This window comes from Rhodococcus oryzae, from assembly GCF_005049235.1.
Classification (GTDB): Bacteria; Actinomycetota; Actinomycetes; order Mycobacteriales; family Mycobacteriaceae; genus Rhodococcus_G; species Rhodococcus_G oryzae.
The window spans coordinates 422,397-441,813 of the sequence record NZ_SUMD01000001.1 but is presented as its reverse complement, the minus strand read 5'-3'; the positions used below and the strand labels follow the sequence as shown (position 1 = coordinate 441,813).

At 71.0% G+C, this 19,417-nt stretch carries 16 protein-coding genes and 1 pseudogene; 9 read left to right on the top strand and 8 right to left on the bottom strand.

The window, feature by feature from the left end; all coding sequences use genetic code 11:
- Window positions 1-10 precede the first annotated feature (10 nt).
- Together FCG67_RS02040 and FCG67_RS02035 are read left to right on the top strand one after the other, a co-directional pair.
- Window positions 11-1,021, top strand: coding sequence for an amidohydrolase family protein (locus FCG67_RS02040; protein ID WP_136906646.1), 1,011 nt, complete (start codon window positions 11-13; stop codon window positions 1,019-1,021).
- Window positions 1,018-2,259 carry a kynureninase gene (locus tag FCG67_RS02035; RefSeq protein ID WP_136906644.1) on the top strand — a complete coding sequence of 414 codons (1,242 nt, stop codon included), beginning with the start codon at window positions 1,018-1,020 and terminating at the stop codon, window positions 2,257-2,259. The genes FCG67_RS02040 and FCG67_RS02035 overlap by 4 nt, the downstream gene beginning before the upstream one ends.
- 24 nt (window positions 2,260-2,283) lie before the next feature.
- On the opposite strand, the gene FCG67_RS02030 is transcribed toward FCG67_RS02035, so the two are convergent.
- From FCG67_RS02030 to FCG67_RS02020, 3 genes are read right to left on the bottom strand one after another with little or no spacing between them, the layout of a single operon-like run.
- On the bottom strand, window positions 2,284-2,694 hold the full coding sequence (locus tag FCG67_RS02030; RefSeq protein ID WP_136906642.1) for an ACT domain-containing protein: 411 nt from the start codon (window positions 2,692-2,694) through the stop codon (window positions 2,284-2,286).
- A gap of 12 nt (window positions 2,695-2,706) precedes the next feature.
- Window positions 2,707-3,003, bottom strand: coding sequence for an MGMT family protein (locus tag FCG67_RS02025; RefSeq protein WP_136906640.1), 297 nt, complete (start codon window positions 3,001-3,003; stop codon window positions 2,707-2,709).
- The gene (locus tag FCG67_RS02020; protein WP_425467779.1) at window positions 3,004-3,789 is read right to left on the bottom strand and encodes an alpha/beta fold hydrolase; all 786 of its coding nucleotides are present in this window, start codon (window positions 3,787-3,789) and stop codon (window positions 3,004-3,006) included.
- 80 nt (window positions 3,790-3,869) lie between these two features.
- On the opposite strand from FCG67_RS02020, the gene FCG67_RS02015 reads away from it, so the two are divergent.
- On the top strand, window positions 3,870-7,169 hold the full coding sequence (locus FCG67_RS02015) for an ATP-dependent helicase (RefSeq protein WP_136906636.1): 3,300 nt from the start codon (window positions 3,870-3,872) through the stop codon (window positions 7,167-7,169).
- Entirely contained in the window at window positions 7,166-10,555 is a 3,390-nt protein-coding gene (locus FCG67_RS02010; RefSeq protein ID WP_425467778.1) for an ATP-dependent helicase, read from the top strand. The genes FCG67_RS02015 and FCG67_RS02010 overlap by 4 nt, the downstream gene beginning before the upstream one ends.
- Here the strand turns inward: FCG67_RS02010 and FCG67_RS02005 are convergent.
- A complete protein-coding gene (locus tag FCG67_RS02005; protein WP_136906634.1) occupies window positions 10,552-10,932 on the bottom strand; it encodes a DoxX family protein in 381 nt (126 codons plus the stop codon). The two genes, FCG67_RS02010 and FCG67_RS02005, sit on opposite strands and share 4 nt — an antisense overlap.
- A 119-nt stretch (window positions 10,933-11,051) precedes the next feature.
- Between FCG67_RS02005 and FCG67_RS02000 the strand changes: the two genes are divergently transcribed.
- On the top strand, window positions 11,052-12,122 hold the full coding sequence (locus tag FCG67_RS02000) for a potassium channel family protein (RefSeq protein ID WP_136906632.1): 1,071 nt from the start codon (window positions 11,052-11,054) through the stop codon (window positions 12,120-12,122).
- Window positions 12,123-12,160: 38 nt separating this feature from the next.
- A complete protein-coding gene (gene nudC, locus FCG67_RS01995; RefSeq protein WP_425467790.1) occupies window positions 12,161-13,045 on the top strand; it encodes an NAD(+) diphosphatase in 885 nt (294 codons plus the stop codon).
- Here the strand turns inward: nudC and FCG67_RS01990 are convergent, their stop codons facing one another.
- Window positions 13,046-13,303 carry a mycoredoxin gene (locus tag FCG67_RS01990; RefSeq protein ID WP_136906628.1) on the bottom strand — a complete coding sequence of 86 codons (258 nt, stop codon included), beginning with the start codon at window positions 13,301-13,303 and terminating at the stop codon, window positions 13,046-13,048.
- Window positions 13,304-13,390: 87 nt separating this feature from the next.
- Between FCG67_RS01990 and FCG67_RS01985 the strand changes: the two genes are divergently transcribed.
- Complete coding sequence (locus tag FCG67_RS01985) at window positions 13,391-15,529, top strand: ATP-dependent DNA helicase UvrD2 (RefSeq protein WP_136907158.1); 2,139 nt, start codon at window positions 13,391-13,393, stop codon at window positions 15,527-15,529.
- Window positions 15,530-16,018: 489 nt separating this feature from the next.
- Complete coding sequence (locus tag FCG67_RS01980; protein ID WP_077041064.1) at window positions 16,019-16,297, top strand: WhiB family transcriptional regulator; 279 nt, start codon at window positions 16,019-16,021, stop codon at window positions 16,295-16,297.
- A gap of 20 nt (window positions 16,298-16,317) precedes the next feature.
- Here the strand turns inward: FCG67_RS01980 and FCG67_RS01975 are convergent, their stop codons facing one another.
- The 3 genes and pseudogenes from FCG67_RS01975 to FCG67_RS01970 all read right to left on the bottom strand — a co-directional run bounded on the left by FCG67_RS01975 (window position 16,318) and on the right by FCG67_RS01970 (window position 18,608).
- Window positions 16,318-17,232, bottom strand: a complete 915-nt coding sequence (locus FCG67_RS01975; protein ID WP_169310435.1) for an exodeoxyribonuclease III — start codon at window positions 17,230-17,232, stop codon at window positions 16,318-16,320.
- Between the two features lie 108 nt (window positions 17,233-17,340).
- Window positions 17,341-17,439 (bottom strand): annotated as a pseudogene (locus FCG67_RS25675) (nitroreductase family deazaflavin-dependent oxidoreductase); the annotation flags it as partial.
- Entirely contained in the window at window positions 17,436-18,608 is a 1,173-nt protein-coding gene (locus FCG67_RS01970) for an aromatic ring-hydroxylating oxygenase subunit alpha (protein WP_425467789.1), read from the bottom strand. The pseudogene FCG67_RS25675 and the gene FCG67_RS01970, both read right to left, overlap by 4 nt.
- Before the next feature lie 186 nt (window positions 18,609-18,794).
- On the opposite strand from FCG67_RS01970, the gene FCG67_RS01965 reads away from it, so the two are divergent.
- Window positions 18,795-19,412, top strand: a complete 618-nt coding sequence (locus FCG67_RS01965) for a TetR/AcrR family transcriptional regulator (protein ID WP_136906624.1) — start codon at window positions 18,795-18,797, stop codon at window positions 19,410-19,412.
- Window positions 19,413-19,417 lie beyond the last annotated feature (5 nt).

Genomic DNA, 19,417 nt, shown 5'->3' with positions numbered 1-19,417 from the left:
GGGCCGCGACATGGACGTCGACGTCGCGAACCTGTGGAGCGGGGCGTGGTTGGGGCGCTGCCGACTGACGGTGTGCGGGGATCTGCTGGTCTCGGCTCGGCGGCGAAACGCCATGGACGGGAGCGCCGACCTCGAGATTCCCGGCGTGGTGTTCGCGGGCCTGCGCGATGCCCACGTGCACCTCGGGCTGGTCGACGCCGGCGCCCTCTTCGCGGGTGGGCTGGCGGTGGTGCACGACCTCGGCTCGCCGCCGTCGGTTCTCGCGCCGTTCGCAGACCCGGCGGTGCGCGCCGGACTACCCGAGGTGAGCTTTGCCGGTCAGTTCCTCACCGCCCCCGGCGGGTACCCCACCGACCGGCCCTGGGCGGCGGCCGAGTCGGTGCGCGTGGTCGACGGACCGCAGGCGGCGGCGAGCGCCGTCGACACCCAGGTCAGGGCGGGCGCATCCTTCGTCAAGATCATGCTGAACAGCGCGGCGGGGCCGGTGTTCGACGACGCGACGCTCGGCGCGCTGGTCGGAGCCGCGCATGCGGACGGAATTCCCGTCGTCGCGCACGCGGAGGGACGGGGCCAGGCCGCGCGCGCCTTCGAGGCCGGGGTGGAACGACTCGCGCACACCCCGTGGACCGAGCGCGTGCCCGACGAGCTGCTCGCGGCGATGGCGTCGTCGATGCGGTGGATCAGCACGCTCGACATCCATGGCCGCGGAAGCGAATTCGATGTCGCTACCGACAACCTTCGCCGGTTCCGAGCGTGTGGCGGTGTCGTGATGTACGGAACCGACCAGGGCAACGGTCCGCAGACGGTCGGACTCAACCCCCGTGAATTCGACGCCCTGCTCGACGCCGGTCTCGATCGGGTGGCGGTGCTGGAGTCGATCACCGTCCCGTGGCCGCCTGGCACCTCGACCCGGCTCGCGTGGGCTCCCGGCGGACCGCCCACCGATGCGAGGCTCTGGGTCTCCTGGCTCGCCTCGACCCGCAACCTCCAGCCGGCTCAGATCAGGGAGCAGTTCGCATGAGCGCCTTCAGTCCTGTCCCACAACGATTCTCGGTGCGCGCCGTGGAACTCGACGATGCGGATCCGCTGGGCTCGTACCGGGACCTGTTCGTCGATGCCCCGTCCGTCGTGTCCTACCTGGACGGGAACTCGCTGGGGCGGCCGACCAAGGCGGGTGCCGATCGGGTGGCCCGCTTCGTCACCGAGTCGTGGGGAGGCAGGCTCATTCGTGGCTGGGACGAGGAGTGGTTCGACCTGCCCCTGACAATCGGTGATGATCTCGGCCGGGTGGTGCTCGGGGCTGCCGCGGGCCAGACCGCGGTGGGCGACTCCACCAGCGTGCTGCTCTACAAGCTGGCCAGGGGCGCAGTCGCGCTGCGGCCCGGCCGCGACGAGATCGTTTTGGACACAGACAATTTCCCCACCGACCGCTACGTGCTCGAGGCGGTCGCGTCCGAGCTCGGGATGACACTGAGGTGGATCGAGTCGGATCCGCGCAGCGGGGTGCATGCGGACGAGGTCGCCGCCGTGGTCGGGGACCGGACCGCGCTGGTGGTGCTCAGCCACGTCGCCTATCGATCGGGCTACCTGGCCGACGCCGCCTCGGTCACGCGGGTCGCGCACGCCGCGGGCGCGCTCATGCTGTGGGACCTGTGCCACTCGGTCGGCTCGGTCCCGATCGAACTCGACGACTGGGGGGTCGATCTCGCCGTCGGCTGCACCTACAAATACCTCAACGGCGGGCCCGGTTCGCCCGCCTTCGCCTATGTGCGCGCCGAGTTGCTGGAGGAGTTCGTGCAGCCGATCTGGGGGTGGATGGGCCGCGAGGACTGCTTCGAGATGGCGGCGGGCTACCGGCCCGCGCGCGGCATCCGGCGGATCCTCAGCGGCACGCCCGCGATACTGGGGATGATCGCGATGCGCGACACCGTCGCGCTCATCGACGGGGCGGGGATCGGTGCGATCAGGGCGAAATCGGTGCGGCTCACCGAGTTCGCGCTCGAGCTCGTAGCCGAGTCGCTGGTTCCGCTGGGGGTGACGATCGCGTCGCCGGTCGACCCGAGTCTGCGCGGCGGCCATGTCACCATCGACCACCCGCACTTCCGGGCCGCGACCCCGGCGCTGTGGGAGCGCGGGGTGATCCCCGACTTCCGGGCGCCCGAGGGACTTCGGTTGGGGCTGAGCCCGCTGAGCACCAGCTTCGCCGAGGTGGTCGCCGGGGTCGAGGCGATCCGCGTCGAGCTGGCGGCCGGGCGCTGAAACGGACCGGGCTGCGCCGATCGGTTAGCCCTGTCGGCTCCGCGCTTGCCAGGCGAGTGCGTTCAGCTCGTCGATTGCGCGTGACGCATCGTCGACCGGCACCAGCAGGTGGTCGTGGTGGTATCCGGCGATGACGTTGCAGCTGATGCCGACCTCGGCCAGCCGCGAGCTCACCGCCGCGGTCAGGCCGACCGCGTCCAGCGCGGAGTGCACCCGCAGGGTGAGCCAGGCCGACTCGAAGTCATAGCCCCAGCCGCGGGCGTCGGCCTCCGCCTTGGTGACCACCAGGGTGACGCCCTCGTCCTCGGTGATCGTCGCCGCAGCCGGGATCCCGGCGGCGGTCGCCGCGGGCACCGAGACGAACACGAAGGTGTCCGGTCGTCGGACCGGGCTCATCGATGAGATCAGTAACCCGAGATCGCGTTCGCCGCTCATCGCTCGACGATCTCAGAACTGGTGCCGCGCCGCAGCGAGGTCGACTCGTCCGTCGCGGATCGGTACGCCTTCGAGCGCCAGCTTCGAGATCTGCCGGTGCGCGAGATGGGCGGCCGGCTTGCCGCTCGCGCCGAGCACCCGGTGCCACGGCAGGTCCGCCGAGTCGGTGCGCATGATCCAGCCGACGGTCCTGGGGCTCGACAGCCCCGCGGCCGCCGCGATGTCGCCGTAGGTTGCCACCTTGCCGGGCGGGATCGCCGCGACCAGCTCGCGGACCCGCTCGATCTGCGCCTCCGTGGTGGCGGCCACCTACAGCAGCTTCCCGATCAGTTCCGCGACGTCTCCTGGCCTGGCCTGCCCGACCATGTGATCGACGTCCATCTCGACCACGGTGAGGCGGTCGCCGAGGTGCGCCGCGAGCGCAGTCCGGAAGGCCGCGGTGACATACGGCGGCTGCACTCGCATCGCCTGCACCAGGATCGTGGGCAGGTCCGCGGGCGGCAGCACGAACGGCCGAGCCAGTTCGCCCCAGGACGCCACGATCGCCGGGATCGACATCCGCCAGCCGACCCGGCCGCCCTCGCGGTCGATCAGGTGCTCGGCGAGCTCGGCATCGAGCACGTCGTCCGCCACGTCCGCCCACGCCCCGTGCACCTTCTCCGAGCGCGCCTCCGCGGCGTCGGTGTAGTCCGGGAACCGGACGGTCAGCTCGGCGATCTCCGCCATGAACGCCGGATCCATTCCGATCGCGGGGTCGAGGAGCACCAGGGCGCGCACCCGCTCCGGCACCCGGCGGGCCAGGTGGACGGCGATGGCGCCGCCGTACGAGTGGCCCACCAGCACGACCGGCTCGGTGCTCTCGGACTCCAGGACCCCGACGAGGTCGTCGACGTGGTCGGCGATGCCCCAGGGTGGCGACCACGTCGAGCGGCCGTGACCCCGCAGGTCCGGCGCGATCACCCTGGCCTCGGGCAGGTACCCCTCCGCGAGGTGCTGCCAGCGCTGACCGTGGCCGGTGAGGCCGTGCAGCGCCAGGACCTGCCGGCCCGCAGGGGGCCCGAAGCGGTGGATGTGGATCTCGCCCATGTCGGACATCTTGCCGGATCGCACAGATCACGGCGGACGCGGCGGACGCGCGGCGGTGGTTGTCGGCCCCCCGTGATGGAATGCCACCCATGTCGGTCGATCGGGAACAGTCGCGGCGGGCCACCGCCACGTTGGTCCGCCGGTCGACGGAGGCAGGGCCGCGCCGGGTGTGGGGACCGGAAGCGCAGCAGCTGATCGATGTGCCGCGGGGAGGCCGGGGTCGACGGCCCTGGCAGGTGCTCGGCGGACCGGGCACGGGCAAGACCTCGCTGCTGGTCGACCTCGCGGTCTCGCGGATAGCGGACGGCGGGTGCGACCCGGAATCGATTCTCGTGCTGACCCATTCACGCCGCGCCGCAACCGTGGTCCGGGAGGCGATCACCGCGGGCCTGCTCGGGTCCGCCGGTCCCGACTCGCTGCGGGCCACCCGGGAGCCGCTGGTCAGGACCGTGCACTCGTACGCGTTCGCGGTGCTCCGCCTGCAGGCCGCCGCGCATTCCAACCCGCCGCCGCGGCTGATCACCGGTGCCGAGCAGGACGCGGTGCTGCGCGAGATGCTGCGCGGTGATGTCGCGGACGGCGCCCAGCACTGGCCCGAGCGGCTGCGACCCGCGCTGTCGTTGACCGGCTTCGCGGTCGAGCTGCGTGATCTGATGCTGCGGGCAGGCGAGCGCGGCCTCGGCCCCGAGGACCTCATCGCCCTCGGCAGGACGCACTCGCGGCCGGAGTGGGTGGCGGCCGGACGCTTCGCCGCCCACTACGAACACGTGATGCTCTTGCGCGGCGCCGTCGGGGTGGAGGCCCCCGAGGCCACGGCACCCGCGCTCGACGCTGCCGAACTCGTCGGCGCGGCGCTGACCGCGTTCGCCACCGACCCGGAGCTGCTGCATCAGGAGCGCTCACGGATCCGGTACCTGCTCGTCGACGACGCCCAGCACCTGGACCCGCAGGCGGCCGAGCTGGTCCGGTTGATCGGTGCGGGCACCGACCTTTCCGTCGTGGCGGGCGATCCGGACCAGGCCGTGTTCGGATTCCGGGGGGCCGACCCGCGGTTCCTGATGGACCTCGCCGACAACGGCTCGGAGAACCGGCTGGTCCTCGACACCGATCATCGTTGCGCGGAACGGATCTCGGCGGTCACCGCCGCGATTGCCGGCCGCCTGCCCGGCCGGCCGCCACATCGGGGTGCGGCTGCCGCGACGGAGGAACCGGGCCGGGCCCAGGTGCAGGTGCTCGGCACCCAGGGCAAGGAAGCCGCGCTGATCGCCGACACCCTGCGCCGCGCACACCTGCACGACGGCGTGCCCTGGTCGCGGATGGCGGTCGTGGTCAGGTCGGTGCCGCGGGTGCTGCCCCCGCTGCGCCGCGCTCTGCTGGCCGCGGGTGTCCCCGTCACCACGTCGGCCTCGGAACTCCCACTCGCCCGACAGCATTCGGTCGGCGGCTTGTTGCTGGTGCTGCGCGCGGTCGCAGGGGTCGAGTTCACCGGCGAGGACGCGCTGGCACTGGTGTCCGGACCGATCGGCGGATCCGATCCGGTGACGCTGCGGCGGTTGCGCCGCGGCCTGCGCAGGGTGGAACTCGCCGCCGGTGGTCAGCGTGACTCCGCGGACCTCTTGCGGTCGTTGATCGTGGACGGCGAGGACGAGCACCGGGGGCTGATCGCCAAGCTCAGCGACGGTGAGTCCGCCGCCCTGCGCCGGATCTTGTCGATCCTAGGTCAGGCCAGGGCCGCCCATCGGAAGGCGCGCGGCGTCGAGGGAGTGCTCTGGGCGAGCTGGCAGGCGACCGGCCTGGAGAAGCGGTGGGCGGCGGCCTCCCTGCGCGGCGGGCCGATCGGCGCGCAGGCGGATCGGGACCTCGACGCGGTGGTCGCGCTCTTCGACGCGGCCGCGAGCTATGTCGACCGGTTGCCGAGGGCCACCCTCGCAGGGTTCGTGGAATACCTTTCTGAACAACAGATCTCGAGCGACTCGAGGACGGTCGCGATCCCCGGAGAAGCGGTGACGGTGCTCAGCGCGCACTCCGCGGCGGGCCGGGAATGGGATGTGGTGGCCGTCGCCGGGGTCCAGGAGGGGCTGTGGCCGGGCCTGCGCGCCCGCGGCACCCTGCTGGGGACCGAGGTGCTTGTCGACCTCACCGCGGGCGTCGGCGACGCCTCCCCGACCAGCGAGTCGCAGCTCTCGCGGACCGCCCCGCTGCTGGCCGAGGAGCGGCGACTGTTCCTGCTCGCCTGCAGTCGGGCCCGCCGGTCCCTGCTGATCACCGCCGTCGAGTCGGCGACCGGGGATGCGGACCTGGTGCCCTCGCGGTTCGTGGACGAGCTCATCGGTCGCGTCGAGAGCGATGACGGGGCCGGGGAGGCGGTGGTGGAACAGTCGGTGCCCGCTGGACGGGTGCTGTCGTTGCCGTCGCTGGTCGCGGAACTCCGTCGGGCCGTGTGCGATCCGGACCTCGCCCGCAGCGATCCGCAGCGTCAGGCCAGGGCGGCTCGGCAACTCGCCCGGCTGGCAAGGGACGGGGTGCGCGGCGCGCATCCGCAGAACTGGTGGGGTGTGGGCGGGATGAGCACCGACGCCCCGCTGTGGGAGCCGGACGACGGGCCGGTCCCGCTGTCACCCTCGACGATCGAGCAGCTGAGCACATGCCCGTTGCGGTGGGCACTCGAACGCAACGGCGGCACCGACGGCGAGAACACCCATGCGGTGACCGGGACCCTGGTGCACACCCTGGTCCAGGCCGTGGCGGGCAAGCTGCCGCCCGACCAGGTGCGTAAGGCGCTCGCCACCGCCTGGGACGCTGTCGACCTCGGCTCGCAGTGGTACTCGAGACGGGAGATGGACCGCACCGGTCAGATGCTCGACAGCTTCTCCGAGTGGCTGCGGCTCTCGCGCGGCGAACTCACCGAGGTCGGCGTGGAGGTCGCCGTCGACGGCGTTCTCGAGCCGCGGGAGGAGGGCGGACCCGAGATCCGGCTGCGCGGCCGGATCGACCGCCTCGAACGCGACACCGAGGGCAGGCCGGTGATCGTGGACGTGAAGACCGCGCGCAGCCCGGTCAGCAAGGAGGCCGCGCAGCAGCATGCGCAGCTGGCGACCTATCAGGTGGCGGCGCTGGCAGGCGCGATCGAGGGCGAGCCACCCTCGGAGCCGGGTGGGGCGCGCCTGGTGTTCGTGGCGAAACCCAACAAGAAGGAGGGCGCCACCCAGCGACTGCAGTCCCCGCTCGGCGAGGGCGGCGAACAGGAGTGGCTCACCGTGGTGCACGACGCGGCCGCGGCCACCAAGGGCCCCGGGTTCCGGGCGCAACCGAACGACGGGTGCAGGCACTGCCCCGCCCGGTCGAGCTGCCCGGCGCAGGAAACCGGACGGCAGGTGACCGAGGGATGATGCGGGACACCGAGACATGGAGGAGCGGGGCCCGGGTGAGCCCGGCCGATCTGGCGGTAGCGCTCGGCCAGCATCCGCCGACCGCCGAGCAGGCAGCCGTGATCGCGGCGCCGCTCGGGCCGACTCTGGTGGTCGCGGGCGCGGGCGCGGGCAAGACCGAGACGATGGCGGCCAGGGTGGTCTGGCTGGTGGCCAACGGCCTCGTCGACCCCGAGCAGGTCCTCGGGCTCACCTTCACCCGCAAGGCCGCCCAGCAGCTCACCACCCGGATCCGGCAACGCCTTGCTCGCCTTGCCGGTTCGGCCCTGTTGCGCAAGCTCGATCCGAGCGGGGATCTGCGCGGGCGGATCCTCGGTGGGGAGCCGGAGGTGAGCACGTACCACTCCTACGCCGGTCGGTTGCTGTCCGAGCACGGGCTGCTGCTGCCCATCGAGCCGTCCGCCGAACTGCTGTCGGAGACCGAGCTGTGGCAGCTCGCGCACCGGGTGGTCAGCTCATGGGACGGCGACCTGGAGACCGACCGCACGCCCACCTCGCTCACCGAGGCGGTGCTGGCGCTGTCCGGGCAGCTGGCCGAGCATCTGGTGGAGCCGGAAGACCTGCGCGAGGCGCACACCGAGCTGGACAAGCTGATCCACACGCTGCCAGCAGGCCCTAAGCAGCGCGGCGGGCCGAAGAAGGAACTGCTCGACATCCTCGAGACCCAGCACGAGCGGGTCGCGCTACTGCCGCTGGTGCAGCGGGTCTCCGAGACGCTCAGGCGGGAGGGCGCTCTCGATTTCGGCAGCCAGATGTCGCTGGCCGCCCGGGTCGCCTCCGAGCATCCCGAGGTGGGCAGCTCTGAGCGGCGGCGCTTCCGGGTGGTGCTGCTCGACGAATACCAGGACACCGGGCACGCCCAGCGGGTGCTGCTGTCCTCGCTGTTCGGCGGCGGCGAGGACGGCGACCTCGCGCTGACCGCCGTCGGCGACCCGATGCAGTCCATCTACGGCTGGCGGGGCGCGTCGGCGGCCAACCTGCCCAGGTTCGCCACCGACTTCCCGCTGCCGGGCGGCGATCCCGCGCCGCGCCTCGAGCTCCTCACCAGCTGGCGGAACCCGCCCGAGGCGCTGACCCTCGCGAACGCGGCCTCGGAATCGTTGCGCGAGCGTGGGGTTCCCGTGCAGCAGCTGCGACCGCGGCCCGGTGCGGTCGCGGGTGACATCCGGCTCGCGGTCACCGAGGACGTCGAGCGCGAGCGGGACTGGCTCGCGGCCCGGATCGCCGAGGAGTACGCCGCCGCGGCCGCCGCCGGCCAGGCCCCGCCCACCGCGGCCGTCCTGATCCGCCGCAACGCCGACGCCGCGCCGATCGCCGCCGCGCTGCGCCGCCACGGTCTGCCGGTGGAGGTGGTCGGGCTCGGCGGATTGCTGCACACACCCGAGGTGGCGGACGTCATCGCCATGCTGCGGATGGTCGCCGACCCGTTGGCGGGCAGCGCGGCGATGCGGATCCTGACCGGGGCCCGGTGGCAGATCGGGGCCGCGGACCTGGCCGCGCTGTGGCGCCGCGCGCGCGAGCTGGCGATCGGGTCGACACACGGCACCGGGGGAGCGGTGACCGATGCGGTCAGCCTCGACCAGGCGCTCGAGGCCGCGCTCCCCGGCGAGCACGCCGAGCTCGCCGGTCTGGCCGACGCGATCTCGGACCCCGGTGGGCCGCAGCGCTATTCACCCCTCGGTTACGCCCGGATCGGGGCGTTGGCGGCCGAGCTGGTCTCGCTGCGCGAACGCATCGGTCAGCCGCTCACGGAGCTGGTGGCCGAGGTGGAGCGGGTGCTGGGGATCGGCATCGAGGCGCAGGCCCGGCTGCGCTTCACCGGCGACGGTGGTGCGGGCCGCGAGCATCTGGACGCCTTCGCGGACGCGGTCGCCGGGTACTCCCGCAATTCCACGGCGACGTTGACCGGTCTGCTGGCCTTCTTGGCGGCCGCCGAAACGATCGAGAAGGGCCTGGCTCCCGGCGAGGTCGAGGTCGCGCCGGATCGGGTGCAGGTCCTGACGGTGCACTCGGCGAAGGGGCTCGAGTGGCAGGTCGTCGCGGTGCCCCACCTGGTGGAGGGTGTCTTCCCGTCGAAGACCGCCTCGGGCAGCTGGCTGGGAGCCGTCGGTGAGCTGCCACCCGCGCTCCGCGGCGACCGGGCCCGGGACGGCGATGGCGCGGACGGTGTCCCGGTGCTCGATCTCGAGCAGCTGTTCAACCGCAAGGACCTCGAGGACGCCCTCGCCGACCACAAGGCCGCACTGGGTCGGCGCAGGCTCGACGAGGACAGGCGTCTGTTCTACGTGGCGCTGACCCGTACCGAGCGGGCGCTGTATCTGTCCGGCCATCACTGGTCGGAGACGGGCAGCGCGCCGAGGGGTCCTTCGGAGTTCCTGCTGGAGATGCGCGAACTCGTCGACAGTGCCGACCCGACCGAACCGATCGGGACGGTGGAGCTGTGGGCGCAGGCCCCGGACGAGGACGCGGAGAATCCGCTCACCGCGGAGCCGGTGACCGCGCAGTGGCCGAGCGATCCGCTGGGGAGCAGGCGTGATCCGGTGGAACGTGGCGCGGAGCTGGTGCTGGCCGAACTCATCGCGCTCGGCCCCGAAGACGAAGACGACAACGAGGACGACGAGGAGGCGGACCCGGAGGGCTGGGCCGCCGACGTGGACGTGCTGCTGGCCGAGCGCACGCAGCGGGCGTTGACGCGCGCCGAGGTCGCGCTCCCCGCGCAACTGTCGGTGAGCCAGTTGGTGGAACTGGCCGCCGCGCCCGATGCGCTCGCGGCCCGGCTGCGTCGTCCGCTGCCGTATCCACCGAATCCGCTGGCGCGCAGGGGAACCGCATTTCACGCCTGGATCGAGCGCAGGTTCGGCGCCACCCGGCTGCTGGATCTGGACGAGCTGCCGGGCGCCGCGGACACCGGGGCTGTCGGCGACACCGACCTGGAAGGGCTGCAGGACGCCTTCCTGCGCTCGGAGTGGGCGAACCGCAGCCCGGTCGAGGTGGAGGTCCCGTTCGAGACGTCGATCGCGGGCACGGTGATCAGGGGTCGCATCGACGCGGTCTTCGCCGACCAGGACGGCGGTTGGACCGTGATCGACTGGAAGACGGGTGCCGAGCCGTCGGCTGCCAACGAGCGGGCGGTGGTGATGCAGCTCGCGGCCTACCGGCTGGCGTGGTCGGAGCTGATGTCGGCACGGTCTGCCGCCAGGGGAGGTCCGCCCGTGCCGTTGGGCAAGGTCCGCGCGGCGTTCCACTATGTGCGCAGCGGACGGACCATCGCGCCGACCGAGCTGCCCGACGGCGACGCGCTCGCCCGCCTGATCGACTCGGCGGGGGCGAGCGCAGAGCCCAGTTAGGCGCCGACGTCCCCCTTGCGGACCTTCATGGCCGCGAGGATCAGCGGAATCTGCAGTGGCAGGCGAGCGACCGCAATCGCCTTGAGCGGCAGCGGCGTCGAGCTACGCCCGAGCCAGTCCGCGGCCATCTGCACGTTCGCGGGGAAGACCGCGACAAACAGCGCCGCGGCCAGCCCGCCGCCGAGCCGCCTCGTCCGCGGCACCGCGATGGCCGCCCCGATCGCGAGCTCCGCCGCACCGGAGAGGTGGGTGTAGGTGCGGGCACTGCCCGGCAACGCGCGCGGGACGATGCTGTCGAACGGCTCGGGGCTGACGAAATGCAGCGTGCCCGTTCCCAGCAGGATGGCGGCGAGTCCGGTGGCAGGCGAGATCTTCATGCCGCCAGCCTGCCCCACCGGAACCGGGCGCGCCAGACGCGCCGCGCGTGGTTGTCCGGCTCAGGTGCCGGATAGGGGGTTAGGCTGCCAGCCGATGTCAGCGAACTGGAGAACACGTCATGGCCGGTAAATTGCGTGCACGGCTACGCAACCAGGAGGCGGCACTGACCGATCGGCCGGACTTCGCGTTGGTGGGGGTGCTGCGGATCCCCGAGGTGATGCGCAGTCCCGCGAGCGCGATCTACCGGCGGGTCCTGATGGCCGTTGTGGTGTTGATGGCCGCCGTCATTGTCATCTACCTCGATCGTGACGGGTATCGGGACGCCCAGGAGAACGAGCTGTCCTTCCTGGACTGCCTCTACTACGCGACGGTTTCGCTCTCGACCACCGGCTACGGTGACATCACCCCGATCACCCCGAGCGCTCGATTCGTGAACGTCGTGGTCATCACGCCGCTGCGGGTGCTCTTCCTCATCATCCTGGTCGGCACCACGCTCTCGGTACTCACGGAGCGTTCCCGCCAGGCATTCAAGATCCAGCGTTGGAGGCATGCCGTGCGCAATCACACCGTCGTCGTCGGATACGGCACCAAGGGCCGCACCGCGGTCGAAGCGATGCTCGGGGACGGCGTCTCGGCCTCCGACATCGTGGTCGTCGACACCGACGCCGCGGTGCTGGAGTCCGCCGCCAGCCTCGGGTTGGTGACCGTACACGGGTCGGCCACGAAGTCGGATGTGCTGCGGCTGGCCGGCGCCCAGCACGCGGCGGCGATCATCGTCGCGACCAATCGCGACGACACCGCGGTCCTTGTCACCCTCACCGCCCGAGAACTCGCCCCGAAGGCGAAGATCGTCGCCTCCATCCGGGAGACGGACAACGCGCACCTGCTGCGTCAGTCCGGCGCGGACTCGGTGGTCGTCTCCTCGGAGACCGCCGGACGACTGCTCGGCATCGCCAGGACCACCCCGACCGTCGTCGAGATGGTCGAGGACCTGCTCACCCCCGAGGCCGGGTTCGCGATTGCCGAGCGCGAGGTCGAACGCGACGAGATCGGCGGCTCGCCGCGGCACCTGTCCGACATCGTGCTCGGGGTGGTGCGCGAGGGCCGCCTGGTCCGGGTCGGCAGCCCCGAGGTCGACGCCGTCGAGGAGAACGACCGCCTGCTCTATATCCGCCGCGTGAGCAATTAGCCGCGACACCTAGGGTTGGGGTCGTGGCCAACTTCGAAATGACCGACGTGCCGATGCTGTCGCGGTCGGCGCTGGACCGAGCCGAGGAATTGCGCTCGGACAGTGAGGCTTTGCGCGCCGGTTGGGCCGACTCGTTGGTGCTCCGGGTCAACCACCGCGGTCAGGTCCGGCTGGACGGCTCCGAGCTGGTCCTCGACCCCTCGACCGAACTCGGGCCCGAACCGGTCTCCGGCGCGGTCTTTCTCGGCCGCCGCGACGGCAGGCACCTGTGGGCGATCCGGGTGGCCGCGCTGACCGGCGAGCTGGGTGACCTCAGGTTCGTCGGGGACCGGTTGGCAGATACCAGCGCCGGTCTGCTGACGACGGCCATCGCCATCCTGAACTGGCACGACAGCGCCGGGTTCAGCCCCGTCGACGGGGCCGCGACGACGCCGACGATCTCCGGCTGGTCGCGGCACAGCACCAGTACCGGTCACGAGGAGTTCCCGCGCACAGATCCCGCGGTGATCTGCCTGGTCCACGACGGCGCCGACCGGGTGTTGCTGGCGCGGAACGGGAACTGGCCCGAGCGGCGCTTCTCGGTCCTCGCCGGGTTCGTCGAGGCGGGCGAGTCGCTGGAGGCCTGCGTGATGAGGGAGATCGCCGAAGAGGTCGGGCTGGTGGTCAGCGACGTCCGGTACCTGGGCAGTCAGCCGTGGCCGTTCCCGAGGTCGGTGATGATCGGGTTCTCCGCAGTGGGCGATCCCGACGCCCCGATCACGTTCGCCGACGGCGAGATCGCCGAGGCGCACTGGTTCGGCCGGGACGAGGTCCTGGCCGCCCTGGAGGTGGGGGACTGGTCCGCGGACACGGACGCCCGGCTCCTGGTGCCGGGGTCCGTGTCGATCGCCCGCGGGATGCTCGAGGCGTGGGCCAAGGCCTAGCTAGCGGCCGAGCGTCTGCTTGACCTGAACCAGCGTCGGATTGGTTGCCGTGCTGCCGTCGGCGTACTTCACGGTCGGGACCACGTGGTTGCCGCCGTTGACGCTGCCGACGAAGTCGGCGGACGCCGGATCGTCCTCGATGTCGATCTCGACATAGGTGATGCCGGACTCGTCGAGCTGCTTCTTGAGGCGTCGGCAGTACCCGCACCAGGTGGTGGAGTAGATGGTCAGGTCGGTGGCGGTCTCTGTAGCGGTCACGGCGGATATAACACCACGGCCGTCGGCTCTGTTCCACGCCGGTTGTGATCCGGACGACTCGATGCGGCGCTGTCGGTGCGCCCTGCCATGATGGACGCCATGTCAGCGGACGATACGGGCCTGGACCCCCAGCAGTCGGCCGCGGTGCTCGCGCCACGAGGGCCGGTATGCGTGCTGGCAGGCGCGGGTACGGGCAAGACCAGGACGATCACCCGCCGGATCGCGCACCTAGTCGCGGGTGGGCACGTCTCCGCCGGACAGGTACTCGCGGTGACGTTCACGGCGCGGGCCGCGGGCGAGATGCGGGCGCGGCTGCGCACCCTTGGCATCGGCGACGGCGCCAACCAGGTGCAGGCCCGCACCTTCCACGCCGCTGCGTTGCGTCAGCTCCGCTACTTCTGGCCTCAGGTCGTCGGCGACACCCAGTGGGACCTGCTCGACCGCAAGTTCGCGATCGTCGCGCAGGCGGCCAACCGGGTCGGCCTGTCCACCAGCACCGAATCCGTCCGCGACCTGGCGGGCGAGATCGAGTGGTCGAAGGCATCGCTGATCGCGCCGGAGGACTATCCGGCGGCGGCCGCGCGGACGCGACGGGAACCGCCCGCGGACGCGGCGAAGGTGTCCGACGTCTACGCGGCCTACGAGGCGCTCAAGGTCCGCGACGGCGCGATGCTCCTCGACTTCGACGACCTCCTCCTGCACACCGCCGCCGCGCTGGAGGAGCACTCCACGGTCGCCGAGGAGTTCCGCGACCGGTATCGCTGCTTCGTGGTGGACGAGTACCAGGACGTGACGCCGCTGCAGCAGCGGGTGCTCGACGCCTGGCTGGGCGAGCGCGACGACCTCACCGTCGTCGGGGATGCGAACCAGACCATCTACTCGTTCACCGGTGCCACGCCGCGGTACCTGCTGGACTTCTCCCGGCGCTTCCCCGACGCTGCGGTGGTCCGCCTCGAGCGTGACTACCGCTCGACGCCGGAAGTCGTGTCGCTGGCTAATCAGGTCATCGGCGCCGCGCGCGGCCGGATCGCGGGCACCCGGCTCAAGCTGATCGGGCAGCGCCCCCCGGGTCCGGCGCCGGAGTTCGTCGAGTTCGACGACGAGCCCGCCGAGGCCGCGGGAGTCGCGAAGGCGATCCAGAAGCTCATCGCGGGCGGAACCCCGGCCGCGGAGATCGCGGTGCTCTACCGCATCAACGCGCAGTCCGAGGCACACGAGCAGGCGCTGACCGAGCTGGACATACCGTTCCAGGTGCGCGGGGGCGAGGGCTTCTTCACCAGGCCAGAGGTGCGCCAGGCCGTGTCCGCGCTCCGGCAGGCCGCCGGCCGCGACGACCTGCCGCCGGAGGCGGGCAGCGGCAAGGAACTGATCACGTTGGTCCGCGCGATCCTGGTACCGCTGGGGCTGACGGACTCCGAACCCGTCGGCGCCCAGGCCCGAGAGCGCTGGGCCTCGCTCGGTGCGCTCGTCGCGCTCACCGAGGACCTTCTGGTGCACGAGCCGGAACTCGACCTCGACGGCCTGCTCAAGGATCTGGCCGCCCGTGCGGAGGCCCGGCACCCACCGACGGTGCAGGGCGTCACGCTCGCCTCGCTGCACGCGGCGAAGGGGCTCGAATGGGACGCGGTGTTCCTGGTCGGGCTCGCGGACGGCACCCTGCCGATCGCCCACGCGCTCGGTGACAGCAAGTCACCCGACGACGAGGCGGCCGTCGAGGAGGAACGCCGGCTGCTCTACGTCGGGGTCACGCGGGCGCGCGAGCACCTGCAGCTGTCCTGGGCCCTGGCCCGCAACGCGGGCGGCCGAAAGTCCAGGCGTCGGTCTCGGTTCCTGCACGGTCTCATTCCCGAGGACTCGCCCGCGTCCCGGATCGCGGAGCCCGCGCCCCAGAAGAAGCGCCCGCGGTGCCGGGTGTGCGGCAAGCAACTCCTCGGGACCAACGCGACGATGCTCGGCCGGTGCGAGGACTGCCCGTCGAATCTGGACCTCGCGCTTTTCGACGCGCTCAAGGCGTGGCGTTCCGCGAAGTCGAAGGAGCTCAAGGTGCCCGCCTACGTGGTGTTCAGCGACAACACGCTGACCGCGATTGCGGAACAACAGCCGCAGGACGACCGCGGACTGGTGTCGATCCCGGGCATCGGCGCGAAGAAGCTCGAGCGCTTCGGTGCCGACGTGCTCGCGGTGGTGCGGGGTGAAGTGCCCGTGAGCGCAGATGAATCGGGATAACCCCAGGTCAAAAATAGGTTGTGCGGTTCCGAGGTGACCGCATACCCTGGTCTCCGACGCAGTGAGCTCCGGCTTGCCGTCGCGACAAGCCCGCAGGTGCCCCGGTACCGGCGGGACGGCACGAACGAAAAGGGAGGTGAACGGCAGATGATCGATTGGAACCGCAGCGCGAACGCGTACGCGGCGACCACTCGTGTCGCAGGCGCCGTTCACCTGCCCGCAGCTACGTGGGCGGTGGCGCCGAAGCGCGTCGTCCGCCATCGCGCACACGCAGCAGCGCTTTCGTCCGTGCCCCGGAGTAGAAGCCGAATCACCATTCGGTAGGAACTCCTTCCTCTTGGCCACGGACGCACCAGCGGACCGTGGCCTTTGTTTTTGAGCTCGTTGCTCCAAAGCCCGGCTTTCGGTTCGCACCACGACCTGAATCCATCGCAGAGCTTTAAGGAGAACGACGTGTCTACCGCGACATGCCGAGACGATTTCCGGACCGTGACCGCCATCAGCGAGCCGACCGTGATCGCACCCGCGCGACGCGAACTGCCGTGCCGAGCCGACAATCCCGATCTCTGGTTCGGTGAGACCCCCGCCGAGCTCGAGCAGGCGAAGACACTGTGCGCACAGTGCCCGGTCCGTGCCCGCTGCCTCAGCGCGGCTCTGGACCGCGCCGAACCGTGGGGCGTGTGGGGTGGCGAGATCCTCGATCAGGGTGTCGTCATCGCGCGCAAGCGTCCCCGCGGTCGCCCGAGGAAGGTGGCCGTCTGCGCCTGACGGGCGGCAGGGCGGCGGACTCAGAGTTCGTAGTCGACGACGACCGGGGCGTGATCGCTCATCCGGAGGTCCGCGGCGGGTTCACGGTCGGTGCCCGCCGCGACGGCCGCCCGGGCGAGCCGGGGGGTCGCGAGGTGGTAGTCGATGCGCCAACCGGTGTCGTCGGCGAACGACTGCCCCAGCCACGACCACCACGAGTACGGCCCGTCGGTGTCCGGGCACCGATCTCGGACGACGTCGACGAGGGTGCGGGGGGACAGGATCGAACCGAACCACTCGCGTTCCTCGGGGAGGTAGCCCTCGACCTGGTTGCTGCGCCGCCAGTTCCGCACATCGTGTCGGGTGTGCGCGATGTTGAGATCGCCCATGAGCAGCAGTTCTCGTCCGCGTGCCCTGGCGTCGCGGCGCGAGCGCGTCAGCTGTCGCGCGAACCCGTCCAGGAAGCGCATCTTGCGCTCGTAACGGGCGCCGCCGTCCGGGGCCTCCCGCATTCGTCCGGGCTTCTGCAGATGGGCGGGGAGGCCGCCCTTCGGCAGGTACAGCGACGCGACGGTGATCGGAGCGTCGGCGAGGTCGACCTCGATGTACCGCCCCTGGTCGGCGAACTCGCGCAGGCCGCGCGCCAGCGGGACCGGGTCGAGTTCAACTGTGTGGGTGTGGGTTTCGCCGGGCGCGCGCAGCATTGCGGTGCCGCTCCACGTCCGCACCGCTGCGGGTACGTGCCGGGTCAGGACCGCGACGCCGTTGCGGCCTGCCAGCACGCCCTCGTCGTAGGCGAGGTGATAGGGGCCGAACACCCCGGACGGGATGGTGGCCGCGCGGGACCGCATCTCCTGCACGGCCACCACATCGGGGTCGCGCTCGCGCAGCCACTGCTCGAATCCCCGCCGCTGCGCGGCCCGGATGCCGTTGACGTTGAAGGTCGCGATCCGCACGAGCGCCCAGTGTAGGCAGTCGGTCCACGCCGTCGCCCGGGAGACCCGATGTTTCGGCAACCCACCCTGCGACGCGACAACAACGATGTCCGGCCCGTTCCCGATGTAGAGCAACGGGGTGCGGCAAACGGTGCCGGACTTGCGGCCCTGATGCTCGAGCAGGAGCGTCGGGACGGGCCTGTGTCGTCCAACAGTGGGTCGTCTCAGTCGATCGCCACGCCGAGTTCGGCGGCGAAGGTCTTGATCATGTGCTGGACGCCGATCTCGTTGCGACCGATGATCATGTGGTCGTGCTGGCTCCGGCGCACCCCCTCGCCGCACTGTGGCAGCATTGCGAAGTCCTCGTCGCGGACGGCGCCGTGAACCTGCGCGAAGACGGTGTCGTACAGGTCTCGCTGTTCATCGGTGGTGGCGGGGATGCGCGCCATCCAGCTGTGGCGGACTGCGCATCGTGTCGGGGACCCGGCCGGGAGCATCTCGAGTACCTCGACACCGACCGGGCTGTTCGCGAGAATCAGGTTGGGATAGATCCAATAGACCACGCCCAAGTTCATTGCCGGGTCCCACATTCCCTGCGGGTTGGTGTCCAGGTCGCGGATCCAGTTGAACGGGAAGCCCATTCGATGGTGGCGGCCGAACGCATCGTGGATCGAGGTGTTCGCGACTGTGTTCTGGCCGATCACGCTCTCGGAGTGGACGAACGGGAAGTGGTAGCTCTCGGCGAAGGCCTCGAGCGCACCCTTCCAGCTCACGTCCGACTCGAACTCCCGCTCGTCGTGGTAGCCGTAGGAGGCGTAGTCGAACTGTGCCAGTTCCGGGCCCAAGTCGCCGAGATGTGCGTCCACGTCGATGGATTCGTCTGCCGTCAATACCGCCCAGATGAATCCGTGGCGCTCCTGGTTCGGCAGTTCCACCAGTCCGTAGTCGGCACGGTCCATGCCGGTAAAGCCCTCCTTGCCGGGCATGCCGACCAGATTTCCGGTGTTCTTGTACGTCCACGCGTGATAGGGGCAGGTGAAGCGAGCGGCATTGCCGGAGCCGCAGGCCGGCATCGCGCCGCGGTGTCGGCAGTAGTTGAGGAACACGTGCGCGGTTCCGCCGCTGTCACGGGTGACCAGGAGTGAGTCGCCGAGGACGCTCCGCACTACGTAGTCGTTGGGCCGTCCCACCTGGGCGCTGGGCACGATCGCGAGCGGGGTGCGTCGCAGGAGCTGTGCCTCTTCGAACTCGGTGGTCTTCGGGTCTCGGTAGTAGTGCATCGGTACGCGCAGTGGTGACACGGCCATATCGGTCGTGCCGTCGAGGACGTGCCGCAGTGCGCGGCGGGTGAGGTCGGCCGTGAGTCCCGGTCGACGGGTTTCGGGCTGCATGGTCATCGTCTGGTCCTTTTCCGGGTCGAGGACGGCCTCCAGTCGGGTCGGCCGCGTCTTGACCATACAATGACGTCCACTTGTACGGTCTAATTTTGCTTCGGATTGGTGTGCGGGTGCTCGGGCCGGCTCCTGGCGCCCGCGCGCGGGTAGGGTTCGACCGACAATCGCGAGCGGGAGGAAGAAGGGCCGATGCGGACACACGGCTGGTCGGGCGCGGCACCGGCCGACGACGACGAGGCGATCGCCCGCATTCTCGCTGCCGCCCGCAAGGCACTCGACCGGTCCGGCGGCGACGTCAGCATCACCGAAGTCGCCCGCGAACTCGGGGTCACCCGACAGACTGTCTACCGGTACTTCCCGACTGCCGAGGCACTGCTCGGCGCCACCGCGATCGCCCAGGCCGGTCCTTTCCTGGACTTCCTCGCCGCACACCTCGGCGGGATCCGTGACCCCGCGGATGCCGTCGTCGAGAGCATTGCCTACACGCTGGAACAGATACCGGAGGAGAAGTACCTGAACATGGTGCTCGCGCCCGGGCGAGCCAGCGCCCTGTCGGCGGGAGTCACATCCGACGCAGCGCTGACGTTCGGCCGGTCGATCCTCGACCGGTTCGCCGTCGACTGGGCGGAGGCAGGTCTGAACGGCGCCGATCTCGACGAACTGGTCGAGCACATGCTCCGCATCGCGCAGTCGTTCGTCATCGACCCCGGCCGGCCGCCCCGCAGCGGTGCCGAATTGCGGAGCTACCTGCGCACGTGGGTCGCGCCAGCGGTGGATCGGATGCGGACGCGGGCCGGTGCAGGGTGACAGCG